At 62.7% G+C, this 26,152-nt stretch carries 20 protein-coding genes; 5 read left to right on the top strand and 15 right to left on the bottom strand.

Annotated features, from left to right (window positions below; all coding sequences use genetic code 11):
* Positions 1-77 precede the first annotated feature (77 nt).
* From PSH96_RS10060 to PSH96_RS10080, 5 genes are all read left to right on the top strand, one after another.
* Positions 78-2,435 carry a DNA polymerase II gene (locus tag PSH96_RS10060; RefSeq protein WP_305458921.1) on the top strand — a complete coding sequence of 786 codons (2,358 nt, stop codon included), beginning with the start codon at positions 78-80 and terminating at the stop codon, positions 2,433-2,435.
* Between the two features lie 71 nt (positions 2,436-2,506).
* The gene (locus PSH96_RS10065) at positions 2,507-3,085 is read left to right on the top strand and encodes a GNAT family N-acetyltransferase (protein ID WP_305458922.1); all 579 of its coding nucleotides are present in this window, start codon (positions 2,507-2,509) and stop codon (positions 3,083-3,085) included.
* A 13-nt stretch (positions 3,086-3,098) separates the two neighbouring features.
* Positions 3,099-3,722, top strand: coding sequence for a glutathione S-transferase (locus PSH96_RS10070; RefSeq protein ID WP_305458924.1), 624 nt, complete (start codon positions 3,099-3,101; stop codon positions 3,720-3,722).
* Positions 3,719-4,951 carry a flavin monoamine oxidase family protein gene (locus PSH96_RS10075; protein ID WP_305458927.1) on the top strand — a complete coding sequence of 411 codons (1,233 nt, stop codon included), beginning with the start codon at positions 3,719-3,721 and terminating at the stop codon, positions 4,949-4,951. Before PSH96_RS10070 ends, PSH96_RS10075 begins: the two co-directional genes overlap by 4 nt.
* A 133-nt stretch (positions 4,952-5,084) precedes the next feature.
* Complete coding sequence (locus PSH96_RS10080) at positions 5,085-5,672, top strand: DUF4174 domain-containing protein (protein WP_305458929.1); 588 nt, start codon at positions 5,085-5,087, stop codon at positions 5,670-5,672.
* A 499-nt stretch (positions 5,673-6,171) separates the two neighbouring features.
* On the opposite strand, the gene PSH96_RS10085 is transcribed toward PSH96_RS10080, so the two are convergent.
* The 15 genes from PSH96_RS10085 to PSH96_RS10155 form a co-directional block, all read right to left on the bottom strand.
* Entirely contained in the window at positions 6,172-7,227 is a 1,056-nt protein-coding gene (locus tag PSH96_RS10085) for an acyltransferase family protein (protein WP_305458931.1), read from the bottom strand.
* A 22-nt stretch (positions 7,228-7,249) separates the two neighbouring features.
* Entirely contained in the window at positions 7,250-8,659 is a 1,410-nt protein-coding gene (locus tag PSH96_RS10090) for a lipid II flippase MurJ (RefSeq protein ID WP_305458934.1), read from the bottom strand.
* A gap of 2 nt (positions 8,660-8,661) precedes the next feature.
* Complete coding sequence (locus PSH96_RS10095; protein WP_305458936.1) at positions 8,662-10,095, bottom strand: O-antigen ligase; 1,434 nt, start codon at positions 10,093-10,095, stop codon at positions 8,662-8,664.
* A complete protein-coding gene (locus tag PSH96_RS10100) occupies positions 10,092-11,195 on the bottom strand; it encodes a glycosyltransferase family 1 protein (protein ID WP_305458939.1) in 1,104 nt (367 codons plus the stop codon). The genes PSH96_RS10095 and PSH96_RS10100 overlap by 4 nt, the downstream gene beginning before the upstream one ends.
* The gene (locus PSH96_RS10105) at positions 11,186-12,403 is read right to left on the bottom strand and encodes a glycosyltransferase family 4 protein (protein WP_305458942.1); all 1,218 of its coding nucleotides are present in this window, start codon (positions 12,401-12,403) and stop codon (positions 11,186-11,188) included. The genes PSH96_RS10100 and PSH96_RS10105 overlap by 10 nt, the downstream gene beginning before the upstream one ends.
* Before the next feature lie 8 nt (positions 12,404-12,411).
* Positions 12,412-13,740 (bottom strand): beta-galactosidase, encoded by a 1,329-nt coding sequence (locus tag PSH96_RS10110; protein WP_305458944.1) that lies wholly within the window; start codon positions 13,738-13,740, stop codon positions 12,412-12,414.
* The gene (locus PSH96_RS10115) at positions 13,730-14,920 is read right to left on the bottom strand and encodes a glycosyltransferase (RefSeq protein WP_305458946.1); all 1,191 of its coding nucleotides are present in this window, start codon (positions 14,918-14,920) and stop codon (positions 13,730-13,732) included. The genes PSH96_RS10110 and PSH96_RS10115 overlap by 11 nt, the downstream gene beginning before the upstream one ends.
* Positions 14,920-16,911 carry an exopolysaccharide transport family protein gene (locus tag PSH96_RS10120; protein ID WP_305458947.1) on the bottom strand — a complete coding sequence of 664 codons (1,992 nt, stop codon included), beginning with the start codon at positions 16,909-16,911 and terminating at the stop codon, positions 14,920-14,922. The genes PSH96_RS10115 and PSH96_RS10120 overlap by 1 nt, the downstream gene beginning before the upstream one ends.
* A gap of 14 nt (positions 16,912-16,925) precedes the next feature.
* Complete coding sequence (locus PSH96_RS10125; protein ID WP_058420822.1) at positions 16,926-17,702, bottom strand: polysaccharide biosynthesis/export family protein; 777 nt, start codon at positions 17,700-17,702, stop codon at positions 16,926-16,928.
* Between the two features lie 29 nt (positions 17,703-17,731).
* Complete coding sequence (locus PSH96_RS10130; RefSeq protein WP_305458949.1) at positions 17,732-18,643, bottom strand: glycosyltransferase family 2 protein; 912 nt, start codon at positions 18,641-18,643, stop codon at positions 17,732-17,734.
* A gap of 1 nt (position 18,644) precedes the next feature.
* Entirely contained in the window at positions 18,645-20,105 is a 1,461-nt protein-coding gene (locus tag PSH96_RS10135; protein ID WP_305458951.1) for a mannose-1-phosphate guanylyltransferase/mannose-6-phosphate isomerase, read from the bottom strand.
* Complete coding sequence (locus PSH96_RS10140; RefSeq protein WP_305458953.1) at positions 20,105-21,544, bottom strand: undecaprenyl-phosphate glucose phosphotransferase; 1,440 nt, start codon at positions 21,542-21,544, stop codon at positions 20,105-20,107. Before PSH96_RS10140 ends, PSH96_RS10135 begins: the two co-directional genes overlap by 1 nt.
* 421 nt (positions 21,545-21,965) lie before the next feature.
* Positions 21,966-24,452: a TonB-dependent receptor gene (locus PSH96_RS10145; RefSeq protein ID WP_305458955.1), complete on the bottom strand. Its 2,487-nt coding sequence runs from the start codon at positions 24,450-24,452 to the stop codon at positions 21,966-21,968.
* A gap of 107 nt (positions 24,453-24,559) precedes the next feature.
* On the bottom strand, positions 24,560-25,510 hold the full coding sequence (locus PSH96_RS10150) for a FecR domain-containing protein (protein ID WP_305458957.1): 951 nt from the start codon (positions 25,508-25,510) through the stop codon (positions 24,560-24,562).
* Positions 25,497-26,018 carry a sigma-70 family RNA polymerase sigma factor gene (locus PSH96_RS10155; protein ID WP_370694333.1) on the bottom strand — a complete coding sequence of 174 codons (522 nt, stop codon included), beginning with the start codon at positions 26,016-26,018 and terminating at the stop codon, positions 25,497-25,499. The genes PSH96_RS10150 and PSH96_RS10155 overlap by 14 nt, the downstream gene beginning before the upstream one ends.
* Positions 26,019-26,152: the final 134 nt, after the last annotated feature.

Below are 26,152 nucleotides of genomic sequence, written 5' to 3' on the forward strand. Positions count from 1 at the left end.
AAATGCCATCGCCCATCGCGTTTGCCCGGATGCCGAGTAGAATCACGCCCTGAGAGCGATTCCTGAGGTGCGGTACGGTGGATTTACAGCAGGGTTTTGTCCTGACCCGGCATTGGCGCGACACGGCGGCGGGCACGGAAGTCAGTTTCTGGCTGGCCACCGACCAGGGCCCACGCTGTGTGCGCCTACCCGTGCAAACCTCGGTGATGTTTATCCCGCAAGCCCATCGCAAGCCGCTCGACTGGTTGCTCAAGGGCGAGCGCGACATCGAACTGCGCCCGTTGCAATTGTGCGATTTTCACCATCGTCCCGTCCTGGGTCTCTACACCCGCCAGCACCGCCAGTTGATGGACCTGGAAAAGCGCCTGCGCGCCGCCGGTGTCGACGTCTACGAAGGCGACGTGCGCCCGCCCGAGCGTTACATGATGGAGCGCTTCATCACCGCGCCCGTGTGGTTCGGCGGCACGCCGGATGCCAGCGGCACCTTGCTTGAGGCGCAGATGAAACCTGCGCCGGACTATCGCCCGCCGCTCAAACTGGTGTCCCTGGACATCGAGACCACCGCCCAAGGCGATCTGTATTCCATTGCCCTGGAAGGCTGCGGTGAGCGCCAGGTATATATGCTCGGCCCGCCAAACAAAACCGATGCAGTGGACTTCAAGCTCGACTATTGCGATACCCGCGCCCAACTGCTCGAACGCCTCAACCAATGGCTGGCCGCCCACGACCCCGATGCAATCATCGGCTGGAACCTGGTGCAATTCGACCTGCGCGTGCTCCACGAACATGCCCAGCGTCTCAACGTGCCGCTGCTGCTCGGGCGTGGCGGTGAGGTCATGGCCTGGCGCGAACATGGCAGCCGCAACCACTACTTCGCCGCCGCAGCCGGGCGGCTGATTATCGACGGCATCGAGGCCTTGCGTTCGGCCACCTGGAGTTTCGAATCCTTCAGCCTGGAAAACGTCGCGCAAACCCTGCTCGGCGAAGGCAAGGACATCTCCACGCCGTACCAGCGCATGGACGAAATCAACCGCATGTTCGCCGAGGACAAGCCCGCGTTGGCGCGCTACAACCTCAAGGACTGCGAGCTGGTCACGCGGATTTTCGCCAAGACCGAACTGCTCAAATTCCTGCTCGAACGCGCCAGCGTCACCGGGCTGCCGGCCGACCGTAATGGCGGCTCGGTGGCGGCGTTCACGCACCTGTATATGCCGCTGATGCACCGCCAGGGCTTCGTCGCGCCAAACCTGGGCGACAAACCGCCCCAGGCCAGCCCCGGCGGGTTCGTGATGGACTCGCGTCCCGGCCTCTATGAATCGGTGCTGGTGCTGGACTACAAAAGCCTTTACCCGTCGATCATCCGCAGTTTTCTCATCGACCCGGTGGGCCTGGTCGAAGGCCTCAAGCACCCGGACGACAGCGAGTCGGTAGAGGGCTTTCGCGGCGCACGTTTTTCCCGCACCCGGCATTGCCTGCCATCGATTGTCGCGCGGGTGTCCGAAGGCCGCGAAGTGGCCAAGCGTGAACATAACGCGCCGTTGTCCCAGGCCCTTAAAATCATCATGAATGCGTTTTACGGCGTGCTTGGCTCCAGCGGCTGCCGGTTTTTCGATACGCGGCTGGCGTCTTCGATCACGATGCGTGGGCACCAGATCATGCGCCAGACCCGTGAACTGGTGGAGGCCAAGGGGTATGACGTAATCTACGGCGACACCGATTCCACCTTCGTCTGGCTCGGCAGCGCGCATGCTGCGGATGACGCCAGCCGCATCGGCCGCGAACTGGTGCAGCACGTCAACGAGTGGTGGCGCGCACATCTGCACAACGAATTCGGCCTGCAAAGCGCCCTGGAGCTGCAATACGAAACCCACTTCAGCCGCTTCCTGATGCCGACCATTCGCGGCGCCGAGGAGGGCAGCAAAAAGCGCTATGCGGGCCTGGTGGTACGCGGCGACGGCAGCGAAGAAATGGTCTACAAAGGCCTGGAAACCGTGCGCAGCGACTGGTCGCCCCTAGCCCGGCAATTCCAGCAGGAACTCTATCAGCGCATCTTCCATCGCCAGCCGTATCAAGACTACGTGCGCGACTATGTGCGGCGTACCTTGAGCGGCGAACTCGACGACCTGCTGATCTACCGCAAACGCCTGCGCCGCCCACTCGACGACTACGAGCGCAACGTGCCGCCGCATGTGCGCGCTGCACGCCTGGCGGATGAATACAACGACCGCCTGGGGCGCCCGCGCCAGTACCAGCGCGGCGGCTGGATCAGCTATGTGATCACGGTCAACGGCCCGCAGCCGCTGGAAGTGCGCCAGGCGCCGATCGACTACGACCACTACGTCACCCGGCAATTGCAGCCGGTGGCCGATGCGATCCTGCCGTTCGTAAATGATGATTTCGGCACGCTGGTCGGCGGGCAAATGGGCCTGTTTTAAAACGCTTGCCTGCACGTGGGGCGAGCCTGCACTCTTGGCCTCTGACGACACCCTCAGGCGGCGCAGCTCCCATGACTCAGATCACCTTGACCGGCAGCACGGTCGAACTCCAGCCCCTGCAACGCGAGCACAAGGCCGCCTTGCTTGAAGCGGCTGCCGACGGCCAATTGTGGAACCTGAAGGTCACCAACGTGCCAGGCCCGGGCACCATCGACACCTACCTCGACACGGCCTTGGCCGGCCGCGACGCGGGTAGCATGATCCCCTTCACCCTGGTGCGCGCAGGCACTGGCCAGGTGGTGGGCAGCACGCGGTTCTGGAAGGTCGACCGGGTCAATCGCAAGCTGGAAATCGGCCACACCTGGCTGGCCGAGTCCACGCAAAAAACCGGCATCAACACCGAAGCCAAGCTCCTGTTGCTGACCTACGCCTTTGAAGTGCTCGACTGTGTGCGGGTGCAATTCACCACCGATGAACTCAACGAAAAATCCCGCGCTGCGATCCTGCGCCTTGGCGCCGTGCAAGAGGGCATTGTGCGCCACGAGCGCATCATGCCCGACGGGCGCAAGCGCAACTCGGTGCGGTTCAGCATCATCGATTCGGAATGGCCGCAGGTGAAGGCCAGCTTGCAAGCCAAGTTGCGGCGCTAAGGAGATACCGCCCATGTACACGCTCTACGGCATCGACGAATCCGGTTCCTGCATGATCGAAATCGCCCTGCAGCGTTGCGCGGTGCCGTGGCGGCGAATCGACGCCAGTTCCTGGGAAGACAGCGAAGGCAGTGATGCCCTGGCCCGCATCAACCCACTCAAACAAATCCCCACGTTGGTGACGCCCGATGGGCAAGTGCTGACCGAAAGCGCCGCGATCCTGATCCACCTGGGCCTGGAATTTCCCGCCTCCGAGCTGCTCGCCGGCAACCGTGCGCAGATCCTGCGCGGGCTGGTATATATCGCCGCCAATTGCTATTCGGCGGTCGGCATCATCGACTACCCGCAACGCTGGCTGGGCCATGTGGATGACGCCGCACAGGCGCAACTGGTCAGCGGCACGCGCCGTTACCTGCACCAGGCCTGGGTGGTGTTCGCCGAGCAGTTTGCCGACCAGTTGTTCGCCCCGGGCAATGTGCCGAACGCGCTGGGCATTATGGCGGCTGCGGTGTCGCGTTGGGACGCGGCGCGGGAGGTGTTGAACAACCTCGCGCCAGGCTTTGCCCAAACGCTGGCACGGGTGGATGCCGACCCGGTGGTGGCGCCAGTGTTTGCACGGCATTGGCCCCAGCAATGAGCGCGCCACGCCCGCTTGCCTGGCACGTTACGCGCTGGTGCGACGACCCGTATAGCCAGGGCGCCTACAGTGCGCTGCTGCCAGGCGGTGATGTGAGCCTGCGGCACCTGTTGTCCACGCCCATCGACAATCGCCTGTTTCTGGCGGGTGAGGCCTTCAACCACGCGCACGCGGCCATGACACACAGCGCCTGGGACAGCGGCCTGCGCGCGGCGCAGGCCGTAGCTGCTACCCAGGCACGCAAGGTGATCGTCATTGGGGCCGGATTTGCCGGTTTGGGCGCTGCGCGTGCTTTGCAGGCTCAAGGTGTGGAGGCCTATGTGCTTGAAGCGCGCGACCGCATTGGCGGGCGGGTGCACAGTGCCTCGCTCGGTGGTCATTGCGTGGATGTCGGCGCCGCCTGGTTGCAGCAATACGCGCTCAACCCCCTGGCGCGCCGGGCCGAGCAACTGGGGTTGGAGCGCCGACCCACAGACTTTTCACAGCCGCTGGCGGCTGCCTGGGACGGCCCATTGCCGGATATCAATCGCGCCTACGAGGGATTGAAAGCTGCCGTGGATCGGACCCAGCCGTTGGCGTCTGGTGTCGAGCGTTATCTGGCCACGCTGGGCGCTGATGAGCAGCGTGTTGCCCGGTATGCCATCGATGCCAACCTGATTCTCGAAGCTGGCTTGCCCCTGGAGCAGTTGTCGGCCCATACGCTGGACGAAGAGGGTGTGGGTCATGGCGACCAGTTCCTTCCCCAGGGTTATGGGCAATTGCTCGAAGATGCCGGCGCCGGCCTGGATATCCGGCTCAAGCATGCCGTGCAGCATATCGCCTGGGATGCCCACGGTGTGCAGGTCAACGGCTTGCGCGCTGATGCGTGCATCTGCACCGTACCGATCCCGGTGCTCAAGCAGATGCACTTTTCACCGGGCTTGCCCCAGGCGTATCGCCAGGCCCTTGAACTGTTCACCATGGGCCGTTTGGAAAAGGTGGTGCTGCAATTCGAAGAACGCTGGTGGCCGGTCTCCAGGGACGGTTACTTGCGCTGGTATGACGCCCCGGCCAATTGGGGTGAGTGGCTGGACTTGACCGACGCCGTGGGTGCGCCGTTGATTGCCGGGCTGATCGCCGGCGACGCCGTGGACCGGCACTATCGAGATAAAACCGACCAGCAGGTCGCCCTGGATGCGTGTGAAAAACTGGCTGCCTGGGCCGTCGCAATCAGAAGAAACAATGACTGATAACCCCATTTGCGCCCTTGCGTGGCAGGCTTACTGACCTACGCTTCTTAACGAGGTGTAGGAATCATCCTTGAAATTGACTGTCGCAGACATGAAACTCAAGAACCCTGCATGGAATTCAAAGGAGGTGCGCATGCTCATCCGGTCGCTGACCCTGGCTACCTTGATGGCTTTTACGGGGCCGCTGTTGGCCGCGGATGATATCAACCCACTCAAGCAGGACTTGAACAAGTCCCGCCCACTGGTGGTGGTGGAACTTGATTCCGGCAACGAAACATTGGCGACCCTCAAGAAACAGCTGGACGAGCCTGCCAACAAGCAGTCCTTTGAAGAACGCAACATGGTGTTCTACACCGTTAAGTTCGGCAGTATCGGCGCTGAAGGCGAGAAATTCGCCAAGGATGCCAAGGACAACAAGAAGCTCACGCCGCCGGAGACCAATGCGCTGATTCGTGCCCTCAAGCTGGGCGCTGGCAGTGGCACCAAGGTGATCCTGGTGGGCAAGGACGGTGAGAAGAAACTCGAGAAGACCGTGCCACCGGATACCCTCGACTTGAAGGAATTCTTCAGCACCATTGACCAGATGCCCCAGGCTGAAAAAGACCTCGCCGCACCGGTTGAGCCTGAGCCTGCTGCTGCAGCGGCGCCTGCCAAGAATGGTAAACCTGCCAAGCCCGCAAAGGCCGGCAGCAAACCCGCCGCCTCACAACTCGATGATTGACATACATGAGCCAATGTGGGAGCTGGTTGTCGGTGTACATATCCGTTGCTGCGGTCACGGCGGCCTAGGGTTCCGCTCTTACAGCGGGTCACTTTTGTAAAGACACAAAAGTAACCAAAAGGTCTTCGCCCCACCACTCGGTGCCTCGCCTAGGCTCGGCATGCCCGCACTCCGGCTTGAATCCGTGGGCCGCCGCGATGGGCCATCCTTGGCCCAGCGCGGCTAACCCGGCGTCCTGCCGGGTTACCCACGGATTCAAGCCTGCGTTCGGCCAGCGTGGTTGACGGGGCGATTCTCAGATCAAAAGCAGATCAAGATCAAAAGCAGAGCACGGCGGCCTGAAAGCCGACCTGAGTGGTTGGATCACAAGCGAAAGCGGATTCGCATACACTTGGGATCTGTTTTTCTGTGGGAGCTGGCTTGCCTGCGATGCAGACACCTCGGTGTGTCATGTAAACCAAGTTGATGCCATCGCAGGCAAGCCAGCTCCTACATGGGTTCAGCGCTGTTCCACAGGTTTTGGCGCCTTACGCACTGGATACGGAAAGTAGAAAAACCGCAAGAACGCCACCCGCTTGATCACTTCACCGATCAGCAACGGCACCACCACCGCCACCACCAAACCGATACACGCCGACAGCAGCGGATGCAGGCCCACGCGCTCCATCAGGTCAACGGTCTTATGCTGAATCTCTCCATGAAAAATCAACAGAATCAAAGTGGACTGCCCGATATAGGTCATCACCCGCGTGATCACCGCCGATGCCATCAGCACCCGCGCCAGTGACCAGCTCGCGTACACACCGATCACCGCCAGCAGGCTGGTCCACAGCCAATGGTCGTAGCGCCGCTGCGCCAGGTCCATGGTGTCGTGGCTGTAGAGAAATACCGCGGCGAACAACACCACCGAAATCACCAGCGTCAGCAGCGAACCCTCATGCCTGCGCAGCCAGTCGCGCAGCAGGTAGCCGTAGATGAAGTAAGTGCTGCTGATCAGGGTTATCTCGAGGCCGAAGGGTAAGCCAGGCAGCGTCCAGGTCTGCCCGCCGACCGTCACCGGTATTTGCCAGAACCACGGCAAAACCCAGATGCCGATCAGCAGTTGCACCACGATCAGCAGGCAACTGACGGGCAGTGACAGCTTCAGGCGCTGGATCAGGCGCAGCATCAGCCAACTGAACAGAATCGCCACCCAGAAGTGCGGCAGAAACCACAGCGCCTGCCAGGGGATGGTGTCCACCGAGGCATACAACACGCCGCCGACATCCGGCAGCAGCGGTTGGCCGCGCAGTACATCGCGCACCAGCACGTACACCAGCATGGTGAAGAAAAACGGCTTGAGCAGGCCGTCGGCCTTGCGCACTGCCATCTCCACAAAGGGTTGCTCGGGCTTGAAGAACACCCCGGAGAGGAAAAAGAACAGCGGCAATATGAACGAAGCGATGATCGGATACTGCAACTCCAGGGAGTTGGCCACGAACCAGCTGTGGCCATACACGATCAGCAGGATGCCGATGCCCTTGGCGATATCCATTTGAATCCAACGATGTTTCATCCGACTGCCCCCGACCGATCGTTCATGCCTTGCGCCATGGCTTGAGCCACAGCCCCATGCCCAGCAACACCACGGCGCCGGCCAGGGTGCTTAGCCCCAGTTGCAGCCACACGCCTTGAATTGGAAACAGCAACAGCGCCGCCAGGCTCATCACCAGCGCACTGAGCAGCCAGTGCCGCGTCCAGGGCAAAGCATTGAGTAGTGCCTGGCGTTGCATCAGCAGCAGTGCGGTGCATATCACGCCTGCCAATGCGGCCAAGGGAATACCCGCCAGGCCAAACACAAACGGCAGCACGCCCAGCAGCAGCACATTGACCAGGCTGCCGAGCAGCTCGCAACGCAGCGGCTGGCGCGTATCGCCGGCGGCGTAGGCATAACGCGCAAGCAAGGCATTCCAGGCGCCGAACACCAGCGGCACGGCAAACCAAGCCAGCAGCAGCGGCAACGGTGAGTCCGCCGATTGTTTGGGCAGCAGCAGGGCCACCAGGCTCGGCGCCGCGGCTACCAGGCCAACGCCTGCCGGCAGGGTCAGCACGCTGGCGGTTTCGAGGCCGCGCTTGAGCAGGGCCAGGCGCTCATCGCCCTGGCGTCGGCTCATCATGCCCAGCAGCACCTGGTTGAGGCTCATCAGCGCAATCAGCGGCAGGTTCATCAGCTTGCGGGCGAGGTTGACCCAAGTCACCGCGCCTTCGCCGAGCAGCGACGCCACCAGCCGTTCGATCAAGGCCAAGCCCTGGCTGGCGCCGTTACTCAGCAATAGCGGCCCAATGCGCTGGCCCAGTTCGCGCAGCGGCGCAAAGGCCAGTCGCCAGCGCCACGGCCGCCAGCCCTGGCGCCAGATCGACGGCAGCAACGCCAGCGGCATCAACAGGCTGCCGACCAGGCACGCCAAGGCGAGGGAATGCGGTTGCGTGGCCGTGCCCGCCAACGCCAGGTAGGTCACCGGCGGCAGGTTGAACAGCAACGAGCCCAACCCCGCCAGCACAAACCGCTCGCTGGCCTGCAATGGAATACTGAACAGCGCATGCAGCATCAAGCCGGGCACGCACCAGGCGACGATTTGCAGGTTGCTGGCGGCCAGCGCCGTAGCACTGGCCGCCAACCCCGGGCCGAGCAATTGCACCAGCCACGGCGCCAGCAACGTCAGCACCAGGCTGGTGACCAGCGCGATCAACATCAAGGCCGGGAACAGCACCGCCAGCCAGTCAAGGCGCTCGCCGTCTTTGCGCGCAAGGTACAGTGGCAGCGCGGCGGCGCTCAATACGCCACCGGCCAACGACATGCGCAACGCCTCGGGCAAAAACAGCGCGATGAGGAAGGCGTCACTGCGCTCTCCGGCGCCCCACGCAGCCACCAGCAGCCATTCGCGGGCGAACCCCAGGCACAGGCCCAGCAAGGTCGCAAGCGTCAGCCAGACGGCAGAGCCGAGCATGATTAAGGCCGCACGCCGTCAAGCAGTGGCTTGCGGTACACCACGGTCTTGACCTGCGGCAGGCGCGCCGGAAACAGGCGGCGGGCCTCCAGCACATTGATGCCGACCATCAGCCAGAACAGCGACACCATCACCACGGCAAAACTGAAGTAGTGGTCAAACAGGCCGCTGACCAGCGCCGCCAGAATCCCGGCCGTGCTGCCCAGCCACAGCGCGTTGTCTTTGGTCAGGCGGATCGGGCCTTTTTCCGGGCGCGCTTCACGCCACCAGCGCACTGTCACGGCAATAAACAACAGCATGCCGACAATGCCGATCTTGTAGACGTAGTTCAGCCACAGGTTGGAGATCCCCAGAAAGTGCGTGCCCGGCACCGGTGGGTCGACCTTGAAGCCGATGCCGAACGGGTAGGCTGCCGCCGCCTGGGGGAACATGCGGTATTCGTCGAAACGGATTGCGGTACTGGCGTTATCCGATGAGAAAATCGTCGCCAGGCGGTCCTGCAACGGTGGATAAGCCATCACCAGCGCCACGGTCAGCGCCGCACCGATCATCAACAAGCGGCCGGTATACGGCACGCGGCGCGTGGCCATCCAGATCAGCACCAACGCCAGGCTGACCATCGCCCCACGACTACTGGCCAGCAGCAAGGCGGCGGCCCCCAGGCACGCCACGCCCAGGCCCAACCCACGCTTCCAGCCCTGTTCGGTCATGCCGAAGCAGAAGGCCAAGGGCAGCAGCAGGGCCATGATCCCGCCGATGGCATTCGGGTGCATCCACGGCGAACCCATGCGCGAGGACATCGCCTCCAGGCCGAATTTGAGGGTGTCGAAGTTGCCGTAATTGAACAGCGCCAGCACCGGCGCAATGCCGGCGCCCGAGCGCGTGCGCACGAACACCGCAATCGACAGCACCAGCATCGCCAGGGTGCCCAGCAACAGGGCGATCACCAGCGTTTCGCGATGCTTGTGGTCCACCAGCAACTTGGCGGCCAGAAACACCCCCGACAGGTTCAGCAACCAACGCAGCCAGTTCGCCACGCCACTGCTGTCGGCGTGAATGGTGACCTGGCCGACGATAAACGGGAACACGCTGAACAGCATCAGCCACAGCAGCATCTGGTCGGTGGGGCGGCGAGTGAGGCGGGGTGTGGCCGGCACGCGGGCCAGAAAGCTGTGCCACAGCACCGCGCCCCAGGTCAGCGCCAGGATTGCTTCGCTGACCGTACTGCGAATACCCAGGTTGAGCGTGGAGTAGGGCATAAAGGTTGCCATCCCGGCGAACAGCAGCAAGCCCCAGAACGGAAAGCGCAAAATGGTCACCGCAGCGGCCAGGCCGATCACCGCGAGAAACGCCTTGGCCGGTGACAGCATCAAGGCGAGTGCACCAAACAGCAGGCCGAACAGGATGGCGACGAGGCTTGCCAGGGAGAATCTCATTTCAATTCCTCGATCAGTTCGGCCAGGCGTTGGCGATAGGCAAGCGGGTTGTAACGCTGTGCCCATTGCCGACGTTGCGCGGGTGAATCTTCATCCGACTGATCGCTCAGGGCCAGCATCCATTGCACCAGCGCCGGGCCATCGGTGGGCGAAAAACGCGGCGCCGACGGCGGGGTGATTTCATCCAGCGAGGTGCCGCTGGCCACCGCCACCGGCGTGCCGACGCTCAGCGCTTCGATCACCGGCAAGCCAAAGCCTTCGGCATAGGACGGCTGCCACAGGCGTGAGGCCTGGCGGTACAAGGCGTGCAGCTCGGCATCCGACACGCCGCTCAGGGCGCGAATCCCCGGCAGGCTGCGCTGGGCTTCGGGCAGGTGGTCGAGGCTGCCGACCAATACCAGCTCCGGTACGGCGGGGGAGAGGCTGCGCGCTTGTTGCCAGGCGTCCACCAGAAACGGCACGTTCTTGCGCAGTTCGCGGGTGCCCACCAACAGCCAATAGCGCGGCGGCAGCTGGCGCGCGGTGAGGTCCGCCGCCAGTTCGATAAAACCATCGACCTGATTGGGCAGCACGCGCACCTTGCCGGCGGCCTTGGGAAACAACCGCGTGGTTTCATCGGCACTGTACTGCGACGGCGTCCACACTCGGTCGGCGCTGTGTACCGCATAGCTGATCGACAGGCGATCGCTGGTTTTGTAGATCAACGCCTTTAAACGGTTGGCGTGGTAGTTGTTCAACGTGATCTGGAACAGGTCGTGCAGCAATACCACGGTGCGCAAGCCTTTGGGCTTGGGTGGCAGTGGCAGGCCCATATTGAAGGTGCTGATGTACAGGTCGATCTGTTGTTCACGCAAGGCCCGTGGCAGGAAACCGGCCTCGAACCTCAAACGATTCTGCGGCTGATGCATGGCCGTCTTCGCACAGCCCCACGCCGGGCAGTGGGCCTGCAAGCGCGTTTCATCGCCCAGCGGCGCCACGGTGAAGCGCTCAAGCTCGATGCCGGGCAAACTGCGCAAGGCTGTTTCAAGCGCATACACCTGGCGGCTGATGCCCGATTGCGGTGAGGTGCCGACGGTGCGGTAATCCAGGCCTACACGCATACGGTTTCCTTTTGATTGAGTGGCGCCAGCGAGCCATACACCTGCTCCAGCTGGCTGGCGGCGACACTCCAGTCATGGGCCCGGCGCACATAGGCGCGGCCGGCTTCACCCATGGGCGCGGCGGCCTCGGGAAATTGCAGCAGGCGCACCACGGCATCCGCCAGGCTGTCGGCACTTTGCCCGCCGAGGTAGTCCAGGCCTTCCACCAGGTCCAGGCCCGACACACCTTGCTCGGTGCTTGCCAGGGGCAACCCGGCGGCCAGCGCTTCGAGCACTTTCAATTTGGAGCCGCCGCCATGGCGCAGCGGCGCCAGGAATACCGAGCAGCTCGATTGCAGGTTCAACAGGTTCGGCACAAACCCTTGCCACTCGATGCGCGGGTCTTTCCAACGCTCGCGCCAGCTGCCAGGCATGCCGAACCCGCACACGCTCATACGCGCATCCGGGCAGCGCTCCCAGACTTTGGGCAGGATCTCATCCAGCGCCCACTCGATGGCGTCCACGTTGGGCGCGTACTCATAGTTGCCGAGGAACAACACACGGCGGGTCGACGGGTCGGGATGGGCGGCGGCAAAGTGATCGCAGTCCACGCCATTGACCACCACCGGCACCGGTTTGCCGGCGATTTTGGCCAGCACTTGCGCATCCGCTTCGGTTACCGCCACCACCTGCGCCGCCTGGCGCATCACCCGGTGTTCCCAGCGGCTGTAGCGCCATTGGTCGTAGCGAATGAACGGCAGCGCCCAGCGCGGCAGGCGGTCATAGGTGGCGGCGCCCAACGCCGACTCCACGTTGTGTTCGGTCAGCACGAACGGCCGGGATTTGCGTGCCAGCGCATCTTCGTAGGGTTGGAAGGTGTAGGTGTGCTCAATCTGCACCACGTCCCAATGCTCGTTAAGCAGTTGCTCAAAGGTGTCCTGCAAGCCCGCCGACAGGCCATTCACACTCGCCAGCAGCGGGTAGGGCGCCAACAGCCCGGCCACCAGGGTCTTGAGGCTACGCAGCGGGCGGCGCGGCAGGATGATCACTTGCTCGAGGAAGGCTTCCAGCACCTGGCGGTCGGTCAGCGACACCGGGTGCTTGTCATGCAGCAGCAGGGTGATCCGATGCCCCCGCGCGGCCAGGCTGCGCAGCAGGTGAAACTGGCGGGTCTTGCCGCCGCTGGTGGCGGGCCAGGGTGAGTAGGGCAGGATCCATAAAATGCGCATGGCAGGCCTCAATCCCATAACAGAATTTGCAGGTTCGACTTGACCGGTACGGTCAGGCCGTCGGTGCCACTCAGCGGGGTTTGCGTGCCGCGCAGCGGGTCGTACAGGGTCGCGCCGGTCAGGCCGGGCAAGTGCGCGTTGCCGCCCTGGGCCGACCAGAAATACCAGAGTTTGTGGCCGTCGGCGCGGGTCCAGCCGATGCTGAACAAGCCGTCCGGCACTTGATCGGCGGTGGGCGGGTCGCCGGGTGTGAGTTGCGGGCCGCTGACGTCGAGAAAGTTCTTCAAGGCGGTGTAGACCGGCTTGGGGTTGGCGTCGATGTCGAGCAAGCCGTAAGACTGGTCGCGCACGCTGGCGCGCTGGTCGAGGTCGCTCAAGGTGAACAGGAAGATTTTGTCGAAATCCATCGCGCTCATCAGCGCCACGCGGCGCACCACGTAGTCGGCCTGGCCTTGCAGAGTGATCAGGTCCTGGGCGTCTTTGGGGCCGGGGTAGGTCGACCACCCCCACTCGGTGCTCCACAGGGTGTGCACGCCAGCGGCGCGCAGGGACTGGTTGAGCGCCGTGGTCTTGGCGATAAAGTCCAGGTTCGACGGGTCGTTGCCTTCGGGCAACTGCGTGTAAGGGTGATAGGAAATCACCGTGTTCAAGCTCGCCACGCCCAATGCGCCAAGGGCCGACAGCATGGTCTGGCCGTTGGGCATTTCGCTGAAGAACGCCATGCCGGCGGCCACCACCGGTTTGTTGGCATTCACTGCGCGCAAGGCGGCGGCGCTGACGGTGAGCAAGTTGGCATAGCCGGCCGGGTCGGCCACCGGGCGCCAGAAGCCGAGCAGGTTGGGCTCGTTCCAGACTTGCCAGGCATCGACGCTGGGGTAGCGTTGCGACAACAACGCCATGCGGTTGGCGAACACATTCGGGTCCTTGGGCGGGTACTGGTCCTGATACGGCGCACCGACCGGCGCGGTGGTGGCGAAAGGCGCCGAGCCCACCAGGTAGAACACCGATTTGAGCTGGTTGGTTTGCAGGTTGGCGACCAACTGATCCAGGGTCGCGACCTGATACTGGCCCTCAGCGGGCTCCAGTTGGTCCCAATGCAGATCCAGGCGCACCCATTGCAGGCCCAGGGCCTTGAGACGGTTGATTTGCAGCTGATACAGCGTCGGGCTGAACCACAGGAACTGCGCATTCACCCCCAGGAAGTCCTTCCACACCACCACCTTGTTGCCCTTGAGCACATGGTTTTCGGCGTCGGCCTGGCGCCCCCACATAAAGACGCTGAGGCCGATTGCCGCGACCACGGCCAGGGTAGCTAACCACGTGCGTTTAGCTGCCATAAGGTGCTCCCGCAATGGCCTGTTCAAAGAGCTGCTTGAACTTCTGCGCGGTCAATGGCCACAGGCGCTCGCGGCCGATTTCACCGGCGCGTTCGGCCCAGTCGCGGGCCAGGGTCGGTGTGCGCGCCAGGCGCAGCAGCTGTGCACTCAAGGCCGCCACATCACCTTGGGGATAAATCGCGCCATTGCCGCTGGCGACTTCTTCGGCAAACGCGCGCGCATCCGAAGTGATCGCCCCGCGCCCGCACGCTGCGGCCCAGGACAGCGCGCCACTGGTGCCACGCTGGCGCCCCAGCAGGCCAAGCTTTTTTGATTCGCGGTACGGCAGCACCATCACATGGTGCGCCTGGATCGTCTGCGCAATCTCGCCCGCCGGCAGGTTCAGCCGCCAGTCGATGGCACCCGCCAGGCCGAGGTCGGCGATCTGGCCGTTCAACTGCTCCAGGTAATTGCCGCCTGCGCCAAACGCCATTTCGGCGGCCGTGCCACCGGCCAGGGTCAGGCGCACACGGTCACGCAATTCGGGGGCTTGCTTGAAGGCATCGGCCAACGCCTGCAACAGGTCTTCAATGCCTTTGCCACGGTAGATAAAACCGAAATACAGCAGGTGCAAGGTGTCCAGCGACGGCAACGGTGCCGGCGTAATCGCGAGGTTGGCGTGGTTGATCACCGCCACTTTGCCGGCCGGCAATTGCATGCGCTGTGACAAGCAATCGGCGCCCAGTCGGGTGAGGGTAATCAGCCGCGTCAGGCCTTGGGCGACCTGGCGTTCCTCACCCAAGGTCAGCGGGTCGGCCAGCACCACGGCCGCTTGTGGCAATGGGCTGGGCAGACGCTCCAGCAGGTTCAGTGGAAAGGGCAGGTGCTCGCGCCGCCAGACCATGCGTTCGGGGTCATGCACGGTGGCGGTCAGCGGCAGCGTGGGATGGGCCTTGCGCAACTCGCGCAGGGCCAGGAACTCCCCCAACCGCCCGCCGCCCAGCTCGGCGTGGACCAGGTCCACGCGTTGCCAGTCGAACCCGGCGATCGCCTGCCGGATCGCGGCGCTGCTGCCTTCCACGCCGCTCAACGGTGTCGCCACCGTCACGCCCAACTGCTCCAAGGCCGTCTTGAAATGGTTCGCGTAATCGGCGATCCCGTTTTTTTCCGGTGGCAAAGGCGCGAGCAGGGCGATGCGCATCAGAACGCTCCCCGGTATTTGGCGATGGTTTTGAGCACCTTGGCCGGCACTTCGAATTTACGCCGGTTGATGATGATGCCGTCCACCTTGCCGAACGCGGTGTTAAGAATCGACAGCGCGTGTTCCACCACCGGCACCGTGCTTTTCTGCGCTTCCACCACCAAAGCGATCAGGTCGGCGCGACGCAGGTTGATAAAGGCATCGCGGTTATCCAGCAGCGCCGAGGCATCCAGCAGGACCAGCTCGCCGGGCGCCGCCGGTTGCGCGCCGCCGACCCGCACGTTGATGCCGTTCTCTTGCAGCAACTGGCGCAGTTGTTCGACCACAAAGGTCACGCCTTCGCCATGGCGTGCCGAGGTCAGCCCCAACGTCATGCCGCGCTCGGCAATCCGCTCCAACTGCAGCAGCCCATACAGGCGGTAAATGCTCGCATTGAACGCGTTGGTACCCTGCGCGGTGCTGGTGTCCAGCTCCGGCAGGGTAGTCCACAGCGGCAGGCCGAACTTGCGCTCCACCAAGCCGCCATCGTGAATGCGCTGGTCCAGCAGGTAGCACAGGTAAATCACCAGCAGGCCGACGACGATCGAGAACGGAATCGCCAACAGCAGCATCAGCAGGGTTTTCGGGAAGATCCGGCCTGGGTTCAGGGTGGCTTCTTCGATCACTGCAATGTTGCTGATCTGGCTCTTGTCCAGCTCACGGTCGATGCGCGATTTTTCCAGGTTGTCCACATACAGCGCGTAGTTGCGCTCGGTGGCGCTCAGCTCGCGGGAAAGACGGGTCAGCTCCGGTTCAATCTCCAGCGCCTCCTTGCGTTGCGCCTCAAGGTTCACCAGTTGTTTCTGCTGCTGAACCAGTTGGGTGCGCAGCGCCAGGTTATTGCTCGACTCATCCAGCAGCACGCGCTGCAAGTGAATTTCGAGGGTGTTCGGCGCGCGGTTTTCCGAGCTTTGCACCGTGTTGCTTTCACCGGCCACCTGCGCCTGCATCGCCCGAATCGACGCATCCAGGGCTTTGACCGGCGGCGCGTTATCGGTGTAGGTGCGCATCATGTCGGCTTTTTCCAGCAGCTTCTGGTTGAGCAGGCGACGCAAATCCTGTTGCTGAGGGTTCAGTGCGATCTGGCGCACCGTGGTGACTTCCTTGGGCTGGCCCTTGAGCTGGTCGCGGGTGCTCTGGATCGCGCTGTCGGAAGAAGCGATCAGACGCGTGGTGTTGAAGGTCTCGCCACGCAGCACATTGATGCGCTCGGACAAGTCCTCCAGGCGGTCGGTGATACTCGCCGCGCCGATCTCGTTCAAGTGCTTGAGGATCTGCTCCTTGTAGCTTTTGATCTCGGTGGCGCTGGTGTTCACCTGGCCTTCATAGAAGGCATACAGGCTCTTGCGGCCCAATGCCTGGGTGCGTTCGGCGATGTAGGTCTCGACCCAATCCTTGACCACCTGTTGGGCGATTTGCGGGTCACCCCAGCGAAAGCTGATGTCCATCACCGTGGAACCCGCGGCGTGGCTGACCTCGAAGTTTTTCTCAAGGCTGGCGGCCAGGCGCTCCACGGGGGTGGTTTTTTCCAGGATGCCGACGGTTTCCAGTACCACGCGAATCCCGTCGAATACCGCGCCCACACCTTCCTTGACGTAGTACTTGGTGCGCTTCCAGAAGCCTTCCGGCGGCGGTGCGTTGGCGATCACTTCCAGGTAATGCTCGGCCACCGTGCGCACAATCGGCCGCCCGGTCAGCAGGCGCTCTTCGTCGACAATCGGGTCGCGCTGGGTGCTGGGCATCACGATGGCCTGGCGGTTGCTGATCTCGATCGGCAAGGTCGAATCACGCCCCGGCTTGACCAGCAGGCGCGCGGTGGATTCGTACTTGGCCGGCAGCAAAAAGGCCCCCAGCAAGATGATCACCAGCGCCGCGATGGCCGCCAGTTTGAACTCGTGCCGAAAGATGAAGAACAGGCGCAGAAGATCACGAAAAGAACGGATCTCGATCATGGGATGTCGCTCCTTCAGTTATTGCCGCCGCTGGTTCGGGTGTAGTTGTAGCCAACCCCGATCGACTTGGTGAACGGGATCAGTTGGTTCAAGTAGGTATCCACCCCTTGGATGCGCTCGCCGACGTTGGATTTGGGCACGAACACCACATCGCCGCGTTGCAGGTGCACCGGTTTACGCCCGTTGGGGCCGGGCTTGAGGTATTGGCTGAAATCCAGGAAGTAGGCGTGATAGGCGCCCTGGGCATCTTCGCGCAGCAGCGCGACCATGCTCGCGTTGCCCGACGGGTTGACCCCACCGGCACCGACGATGGCTTGTTCCAGGGTGTTGGCCGTACCCAGCTGCACGGCGGTGGGGTTATTCACCGCGCCGCCGACGATCACCGAGTTGCCCGGGGCCTGGTTGATATTCACTGTCACCCGCGGTTCGCGATACACCGGCGCGAGCTTGTTGCTCAGCTCGGTGGCCAGCTCCGAGGGCTGGCGCCCGGCGACCTGGATCGGCCCCAGGAACGGGTAGTTGATCTTGCCGTCGGTCTGCACCGTGTACAGCGTCAGCTCATAGATGGTGCTGACGTTGAACGCCGACAGCGTCGGCATTTCCCCGGCATCCCGCACGATGCGCAACTGGTCGCCGATGCGGATGCGCTCCACCGCCGGCGGCAGTTGCGCAAGCTGGTCGAGGGCGCGTTTGCCGTCTTCAACGGTCTGGTCGTCCGGCGGGACGATGCGTGCGGGCGTATTGCAGGCGGCCAACGCCATCATGGCCAGGACGAGCAAGGTTCGTTTCATCAAGGGGGACTTCCTGTAGGTCATGATGCTCACCTCCAATAACCGGGGAACATGCTGATGCGCCGCTTGAGGGCGAGGGGGAGCCGACGTTCCAGATGGCCCAGCCGGTAGCCGAGCAACTTGAACGCGCTGCGCACCAGTACTTCGGGCACGCGGTGCAATGCACCGGCTGCGCGCAATGCCGCGAGCTCAGCCAGTACATAGCGTTTACCTTCACCGCCGGCATCGCCAAACGCCTGGCGAATCCACGGCTCGCGACCGTAGAACACGCCAATGTCGAAGTAGCGGTGGAACTCATCCATGAGTCGGTAATCGTGGGAGTGGTACACCCGCGCCGTGGCGGCGTAGCGCACGGTGTAGCCTTCGAGCAGCAGGCGTGCGGCGACGTAGGCGTCTTCGCTGCCGATTACATCGGCGGGGAAGCCGCCGACGGCCTGCAAGGCGCTGCGTCGGTACACGCAAAACGAGTCGGAGCTGAAGCAGGTTTTGATCCCGAGCGTGGGCGCGTCGGCCATGCGCTTGGTGCGGCTTTGGTCCGGGTAATTGAAGTGCCGCGACTGTGCGCCCAGTACGCCGGCGCCGGGGTGTGGCAACTGGCGCCCGTAGGCCACGCCGGTGAGTGGGTCTTGCTGCAGTTCATCGAGCAGGTTGGCGAAGGTCTCGGCATCGGCGGGGATCGCGTCCTGGGTCATCACGATCAGTGCGTCACCGCTCACCTGCTCACTGGCCCAGCGGCGTGTACCGCCATGGTTGAAATCACGCGCATCGATCACCTCGACCCGGGCGCCGAATTCGCGAAAACGCGCCACGGTGTCATCGCTGGACGCGCTGTCGACCACCAGCATCTCGTCCGGTTGCAGCGTCTGCATGTTCAGCGCAGGCAGCAGTCGCGCCAAGTGGCTGGACGCGTTGCGGGTCGGGATGATCAACGAGGTGCGCATATCACTTCTTCACTTGCGCCGGTGCACGCCCATAGATGTCGTCAAAGCGCACGATGTCGTCCTCGCCCAGGTACTCGCCGCTCTGCACCTCGATCATCACCAGGTCGATGATGCCGGGGTTGGTCAGGCGGTGCTTGTGCCCGGCCGGGATGTAAGTGGACTCGTTGGCATTGATCAAAAACTCACGCTCGCCGTTGGTGATCTGCGCGGCGCCGCTGACCACCACCCAGTGCTCGCTGCGGTGATGGTGCATCTGCAACGACAGCGAAGCCTGGGGCTTGACCACGATGCGCTTGATCTTGAAGCGGCTGCTTTCCTCCAGCACCGTGTAGGTGCCCCACGGCCGGGTGACGGTGCGGTGCAGGCTGAACGCCGGGTGGTTCTGGCGCTTGAGTTCGGCGACGATGTAGCGCACATCCTGGCTGCGGTTGGCGTCGGCGATCAGCAGCGCATCGGGGGTGTCGACGATGATCAGGTCGCGCACGCCGACGGCGCCGAGTACGCGCTTGGGCGAGTCGATGTAGCAGTTGTGCACGTCATGCAAAATCGCTTCGCCATTGACCTGGTTGCCATGCGCATCGCTGGGCGTGAGCTGGCGCAGCGCTTCCCAGGAACCGATGTCGCTCCAGCCGATATCGCAGGGCACCACGGCGACTTGCTTGGACTTCTCCATCAAGGCCACGTCGATGGAAATGTCCGGCGCGCTGCCGAACGCATCCGCATCGAGTTCGCGCTGGCGTGAGGTTTTGTTTTGCAGGCCATGGCTGTGCTCCAAAGCGGCTCTGGCAGCGGTCAGCACCTCGGGGGCATGGGCGGCGAGTTCGTCCACCAGGGTGCCGGCCTTGAAGCAGAACATGCCGGCGTTCCACAGGTGCTTGCCGCCGTCGAGGTAGGCCTGCGCGGTGGCCAGGTCGGGTTTTTCGACAAAGCGTTTGACGCGGTTGCCGGTGCCCAGCGCGTCACCTTTTTCGATATAGCCAAAACCGGTTTCGGGGTGATCGGGCTGGATGCCGAAGGTCACCAGGTAGCCGGCTTCAGCCAGGTCGCGCGCCTGGGTCACCGCCTCGGCGAACGCGACTTCATTGAGGATCAGATGGTCGGCGGGCATCACCAGCAGCTGTGCGCTGTCACCGAAATGCTCCTGCACATGCAAGGCCGCCACGGCGATGGCCGCTGCGGTGTTACGCCCGAAGGGTTCGAGCAGCAGGTCCAGGGGCAAGTGGGCCTTGTTGACCCCTCGGTAGTCATCCAGGGTACGAAACAGCAGGTCGCGGTTGGTCACTGTGAGCACGCTTTCCACGCCGGGCAGCTTGGCTGCGCGCTGGAAAGTCTTTTGCAACAGGCTCTGGCCGTCACGCATGCGCATGAAGGGCTTGGGCATGTTCTGCCGCGAGACCGGCCACAGCCGCGTGCCCGAACCACCGGAAATGATGCAGGGAATTAATCCGTTGAGGGTGTTCATCAATAGACTTCCTTGGTGGAGAGGACGGCCGGGACCGTCATGAAGACGATGTACAAGTCAAACCACACCGACCACTTGGAGATGTACTCCAGGTCGTACTCGACACGTTTCTGGATTTTGATCAGGGTATCGGTCTCGCCCCGATAGCCGTTGATCTGCGCCCAACCGGTGATGCCTGGCTTGACGCGATGGCGCGAACTGTACTCGCTCACCGCCACCTCGAAGGGTATGCCTGCGGCTTTGGTGGCCGTGGCATGCGGGCGCGGGCCGACCATGGACATGTTGCCCAGCAGCACGTTGAACAGCTGCGGCAGCTCGTCGATGCTGGTTTTGCGAATGATGCGGCCCACGCGGGTAATGCGCGGGTCTTTGCGGGTGGTCTGTTGTTCGGCAGTGAAGTCGCTCTGGTCGGTGAACATCGAGCGGAACTTGAACACGCGAATTTCGTTGTCGTTGTAGCCATAGCGGTTCTGGCGAAACAGCACCGGGCCCTTGGAGTCGAGCTTGATGGCGATGGCTGTGAGCAGCATCACCGGCGACAACGCCACCAGGGCCAGGCTGGCCAGCAGTAAATCTTCACAGCGCTTGATAAACGGCGACCAGCCGCGCAATGGCAACTGCGAGGTATTGAACATCAGGATGCCGCCCACGTCGGTGATGCGGCTGTGGCCGTAGCGCAGGGCGGCCATGTCGGGCACCAGCATCACGTTCACCGACATCTGCCGCAGGCGGTTGACCAGCACGTGAATACGCTGCTCGGCGGCCCATGGCAGGCAGATCATCACCTGGTTGACCTGCTCGGCGCGGATCAGCTTCTCCAGGTCACGGGTGTTGCCCAGCAAGGGCAGGTTGCTCAATTCCTTGGGAATGCGCTCGGTGCGGTCGTCAATGAAGCCGATCAGGCCGGAGCGGATATCGCCATTGCGTTGCAAGTGGTCGGCAATATGTACGGCGGTGTCGGTAAAGCCCAGGATCACCGTGCGTTGCAGGTACTTGCCCTTGCGCATCAGGTTGCGATACAGGCGCAGCATCACCAGGCGCTCTACGCAAAACAAACCCAGGCTGGCGATGTACCAGACCACCAGGTTGCGCGGGGTCAATTGCGGGAAAAACTGCAGGATCTGGTACATGAACAGCAAGATGCAGAACGCAGCGGACCAGGCGACGATACTGGTGCGCAGGCGCAGGCGATTGCTGAACAGCTCTTCGGAGTAAATCCCCAGGGCCTGAAACAGAATAATACTCAGGACTGCGAAAAACAGCAGCAGACCGAGAAAGTGGGAGCGCATCTCTGGTTCCAGCGGGTCAAGGAACAACACCAGCACCAGCGGCGGCAAAATCGCAGTCAGGCCATGTACCAACTTGACGAAAACAACAAAAAATTCAACAAATCCAGCACGGGTCAGAAACAGGCTATCGACTGACGACTTTTCTCGCATAAAACATCCCTCATTGCACTCCAGACTCTCTGTTCGGCTACTTCACCCTGCTTGATAAGAGGACAAATCGAACGACGGCTATGCTGGGTAAAACGCAACTATTTCATCCACGTGCAACCTTCCAAATGGAGGAAATTGGCAGGGGCAGTGACTAAAGGAGTGTTCCTTTTATTGGCTTGATCAGAAAATTGACTGTGGAGCGAAGGTGGTATTCCAGACACGTTGATAGGTGTTTTTATGTGTCATGTTCTTGACCTTCCTTGTTCATGCACTCGGTCTTGGGGTGTGATTTTGAGTGTAGGAACAAATATGGGAATTTTCCTGTTCAACAGGAAAACCTTTTTCGAAGGGACGTAGGAAAAGGGGACAACGGGAGGTTGGCAGGGCGCCCTCAGCGCCCTGCCTGCGGGGTGTGCAGGGGTTAGAAGTTGCCTTTCAAACTCACGGTGAAATTGCGCGGTTCGCCGTAAAAATTGCCCCAGGCGGCAGTGCCGACGGTTTGGTAATAATGTTTGTCGAACAGGTTGTTGCCATTGAGCGCCACGGTCCAGGTGTCATCCACCCGGTAGGCCAGCCGCGCACTCCACAGGGCGTAGCCGGGCTGTTCGAGCTTGATGCCCTGCACGCGATAGTTGCTGCTCTGGGCGTTGACCCCAGTGCCCGCGCTCCATTTCGACAGCGCGCCGTCGAGTTGGTAGTCGGCCCACATCCGCAGCATGTGCCGTGGCACGTAGCTGTTGCCTACGCCACCTTCGATGGCACTGTCGATGTTTTTCAGGGATTTGGTCTGGGTATAGGTGTAGCCGCCGGACACCTGCAAGCGCTCCAGCAGTTCGCCGCTCACTTCGGCCTCGACGCCCTGGGCGCGGGTCTTGCCGCTGTCGGAGTAGCAATAGCCATCGGAGGAGGTCGGGCAGAAGCTGAGGTAGTCGGTTTCGGCGGCGTTTTTCTGCACGGCACGGAACAGCGCCAGGGAGCTGTTGAGGCGCCCGTCGAACCATTCGCCCTTGATGCCCAGCTCGTAGTTTTCACCGATCAGGGGCTTGAGGGCCGCGCCATCCACGGTGGCATACGAGCTTTGCGGCTGGAAGATATCGGCGTAGCTGGCGTACACCGACAGGTGATCGTCGAGGTCGTAGATCAGCGCGGCAAACGGCGTGACCTCGCCGGTTTCTTTGGTGCGTGCATCCTGCACGGCCCATTCGCCCCAGGCCAGGTTATTGGACTGACGGCGGTTCTGGTACCAGCTTACCCGGCTACCGACGATAAACATCAACGGCTCGGCCAGGCGCAGGCGCAAGGTGGCATAGGTGCCGTACTGGGTGGCGGTTTCCTTGACTGTACCGCCACGGTACATATTCGGCCAGAAGGTGTCGTTGGCCGGCTCCGGGAAGTGGTGGTCGGGTTGGTAGATGCTCTGGCGCGTCGGCAGGTTCCGGATCGCGTAGACGTCGTCCTGGGTGCCACGGCTGCCGTTGGCGCCGATGATCAGTTCATGCTCCAGGCCGAAGGCTTCGAACTTGCCGTCCAGGTAGGCGTCGAGGCCGAAGTCCTTGTGATCGTAGTCCATCAGCGCGGCGTAGGAATTGGCAGTGGGCGCAGGGTCCCCATAGGCGATAGTACCTTCGCTGGCGGCGTACTTGGTGTCTTGCAGGTTGCGGCTATGCACGGCCGCGACCTTGAGTTGCCAGTCGTCGTTGAAGTGGTGGGTGAGGTCGGCGAAGAAGGTGGCGCGCTGGCTTTGCCAGTCGTTCCAGGATTGGCCAAGGCAGGTGGAGCGGCTCAGTTTGGCGCTCTTGCCATCCTTGTAGCGCGGCACTCCGCCCCAGCACGGGCTGGCGTCGATGTCTTCGTAGCTGGCGCCCAGCCCCAGGGTGGTGTCGGGGTTGAGGTCGACATCCAGCGCGGCGTAGAAGGCCTGGTCCTTGCGTTTGGAAATGTCCATGTAGGAGCCGCGATCCTGCTGGCTGAACGCTGCGCGGCCGCGCACGGTGCCACTGTCATTCAGGGGGCCTCCGGTGTCGACGTCGGCGCGGTAGTTGTCCCAGGTGCCGGCGGCCAGCGACAGGCTGGAGGTCGGCTTGGCCTGGGGTCTTTTACGCACAAAGTTGACCGCGCCACTGGCGGTGCCGGCCCCCTTGAGCATGCCGGCCGCGCCCTTGAGCACTTCAACGCGGTCGTAGATCGCCATGTTGGCGCTGAAACTGTCGGCCTGTACGTAGTCTTTGCCCATGTCCAGCGGTACGCCGTCGTACTGGTACTGGCCGAGCATCTTGAAGCCACGGGAATAGAAGTATTTGCCGCCCATGGGCGATGCGTAGGCTGTGATCCCCGGGGTGTGTTCCATCACGTCTTCGATGGTGGTGAGGTTCTGGTCGTCGAGCAATTGGCGGGTCATCACACTGACCGATTGCGGGGTTTCACGCAGGCTGTGTTGGCCTTTACCGATGGTGACCGCGCCTGTGGTGTAGGAACCGGTGCCGTCGGTGGTAGCACCCAGATGCTCGCCCGTTACCGTGGTGGCACCGAGGTTCAGCGCGCCGCTATCGGCCATGTAGGGCAATAGCAGCCAGGTGCTAGCGCCTTGACGTTGTGCCTGTAAGCCCTGGCCACGCAAGAGTTCGCCCAAGGCTTGGGCGCGGTCAAAGTGCCCGTTCAAGCCTGGGCTGGACTTGTTGGCGACGCTGGTAGCGTCGTAGGACAGGCTGATACCGGCCTGGCGGGCGAACTGGTCCAGCACGTTGGCCAGCGCGCCTGGGGCGACCTGCCAATCGCGTGCCTGGGTGTCGTTGGCGAGTGTTTCGGCCATCACGGCCAGCGGCAGGGCGCCGCCGCTCAGGCAGGCGCCCAGCAGGGCGGCCTGCACCGCGCGCTTGAGGGGGGAACTACGGGAAGGGAACGCTTGCATGACCGCGGGATGCTCCTTTAAGGAAGGTGAACAGAACCGGCCTGTTGATCGGCCTTTCCTTACAGGTCGAGCGGCAATGAGAAATAACCTCATTTATTTTTGAAGCCTTAAACGCGGGGCGTGACCGTGACCCAATAACGGCTGCGATAGGTGACGTTCACCGCCAGCGACCTCGCCACCAGGTTGAGCACTTGGTCGGTGTCATCCAGCTGGTAAGTGCCCGACACGCGCAACCCGGCCACGGTCTCGCTGCAGCGCACCAAGCCGTTGCGGTAGCGGCTCAGTTCGGCGAGAAAGTCATCCAGGCGCATGTCATGGGCGCTGATAACACCGTCACTCCAGGCCCAGGGGTCCAGGCCGTTGGCGATCGGTGGGCGCAGGTGGCTGCGGTCAAATAGCACCTGTTCGCCGGGGTTGATCAGCTGGCGCGCGCTGCTGTCGTGCTGGTCGGCATACACCGCCACGCTGCCTTGTTGCACGGCGAGCAACGTGCCCTGGCTTTCTTCGCGCACCAGAAAGCGCGTACCGAGGGCACGCAGGTAGCCGTCACGGGTTTGCACCCAGAATGGTCGACTGTCGGCGCCGGTGTTGATCAGCATTTCACCCTGGCGCAGGTGTACCCGGCGCCGTTCGGTACTGAGCGCAACGTCGATCGCACTGGCGCTATTGAGCTGGATCTGGCTGCCATCGTTGAGCGTCACCCAACGTCGCTCACCGGTGGCGGTGCGGTAGTCAGCCATCAACTCAGGCAGAGGCGTGTAGTCGCGCCCGAGCCAGGTGAGACCAGCGGCCCCGGCACACAGACCCAGCATCTTCAAGGTGTCACGGCGGCTGATGCGCTGGCGTGCGCCGTTGAGGGCATGGCGCCCGGCACCGGCGGGCACGTGGCTGAGCTCATCGCTCATGGTTGCCACCCGTTGCCACACCAACGGGTGTTCGGGGCTGCTTTGCAGCCACTGTTCGAACGCGGCGGTGCTGACGTCGTCGGCAACGTTGAAACGCAGCCGGATCATCCACTGGATGGCCTGGTCGACCAGGCGTGGGTCAAAGTTCTGCATAACGTAACCGGTAGCAGGCATGCAGGGCTTTGGCCAGGTCGCGCTCCACCGTGGCCTTGGAGACGCCCAAACGCAGGGCGATTTGTGCGCAGGTCAGGCCGTCCAGTTGCGCCAGCAAAAACGCTTCGCGCACCCGCGGCTTAAGTTGATCGAGCAAGCGGTCGATGCGCTCCAGGCTGTCGAGGATCAGCAAGCGAGTTTCTTCCGACGGCACTTCCAGTGCCGGAAAGTGCGCCAGGCTTTCAAGGTAGGCGCGCTCCAGCTCGCGGCGCCGGTACTGGTCGATCATCAGGCTGCGGGCAATGCTGCTCAGGTAAGCGCGCGGTTGGTGCAAGGTCTGTTGTTTGCGCATGTTGAGCAGACGCACAAAAGTTTCCTGCGCCAGATCAGCGGCATGTTCACGGCAGCCCGTGCGCCGGCTCAACCAGCCGCGCAACCAGGAAGAATGGGTATGGTAGAGCTGGCCGATGGCGGCGGAGTCCAGGGGATGGTCGCTCAACAGGGGCATCCTGACGCAGGGTCTTATTGATAATGTTTCGCATTCTAATCGTTGGTTATGGCACTGAGCAATCACCCGACATGACCGTTGGCGAAGAATGTATCCAGCACAATTTTTTGTTGCCGCACGGCGCGCCGTTTAAT

Source organism: Pseudomonas sp. FP2338 (assembly GCF_030687515.1).
Classification (GTDB): domain Bacteria; phylum Pseudomonadota; class Gammaproteobacteria; order Pseudomonadales; family Pseudomonadaceae; genus Aquipseudomonas; species Aquipseudomonas salomonii.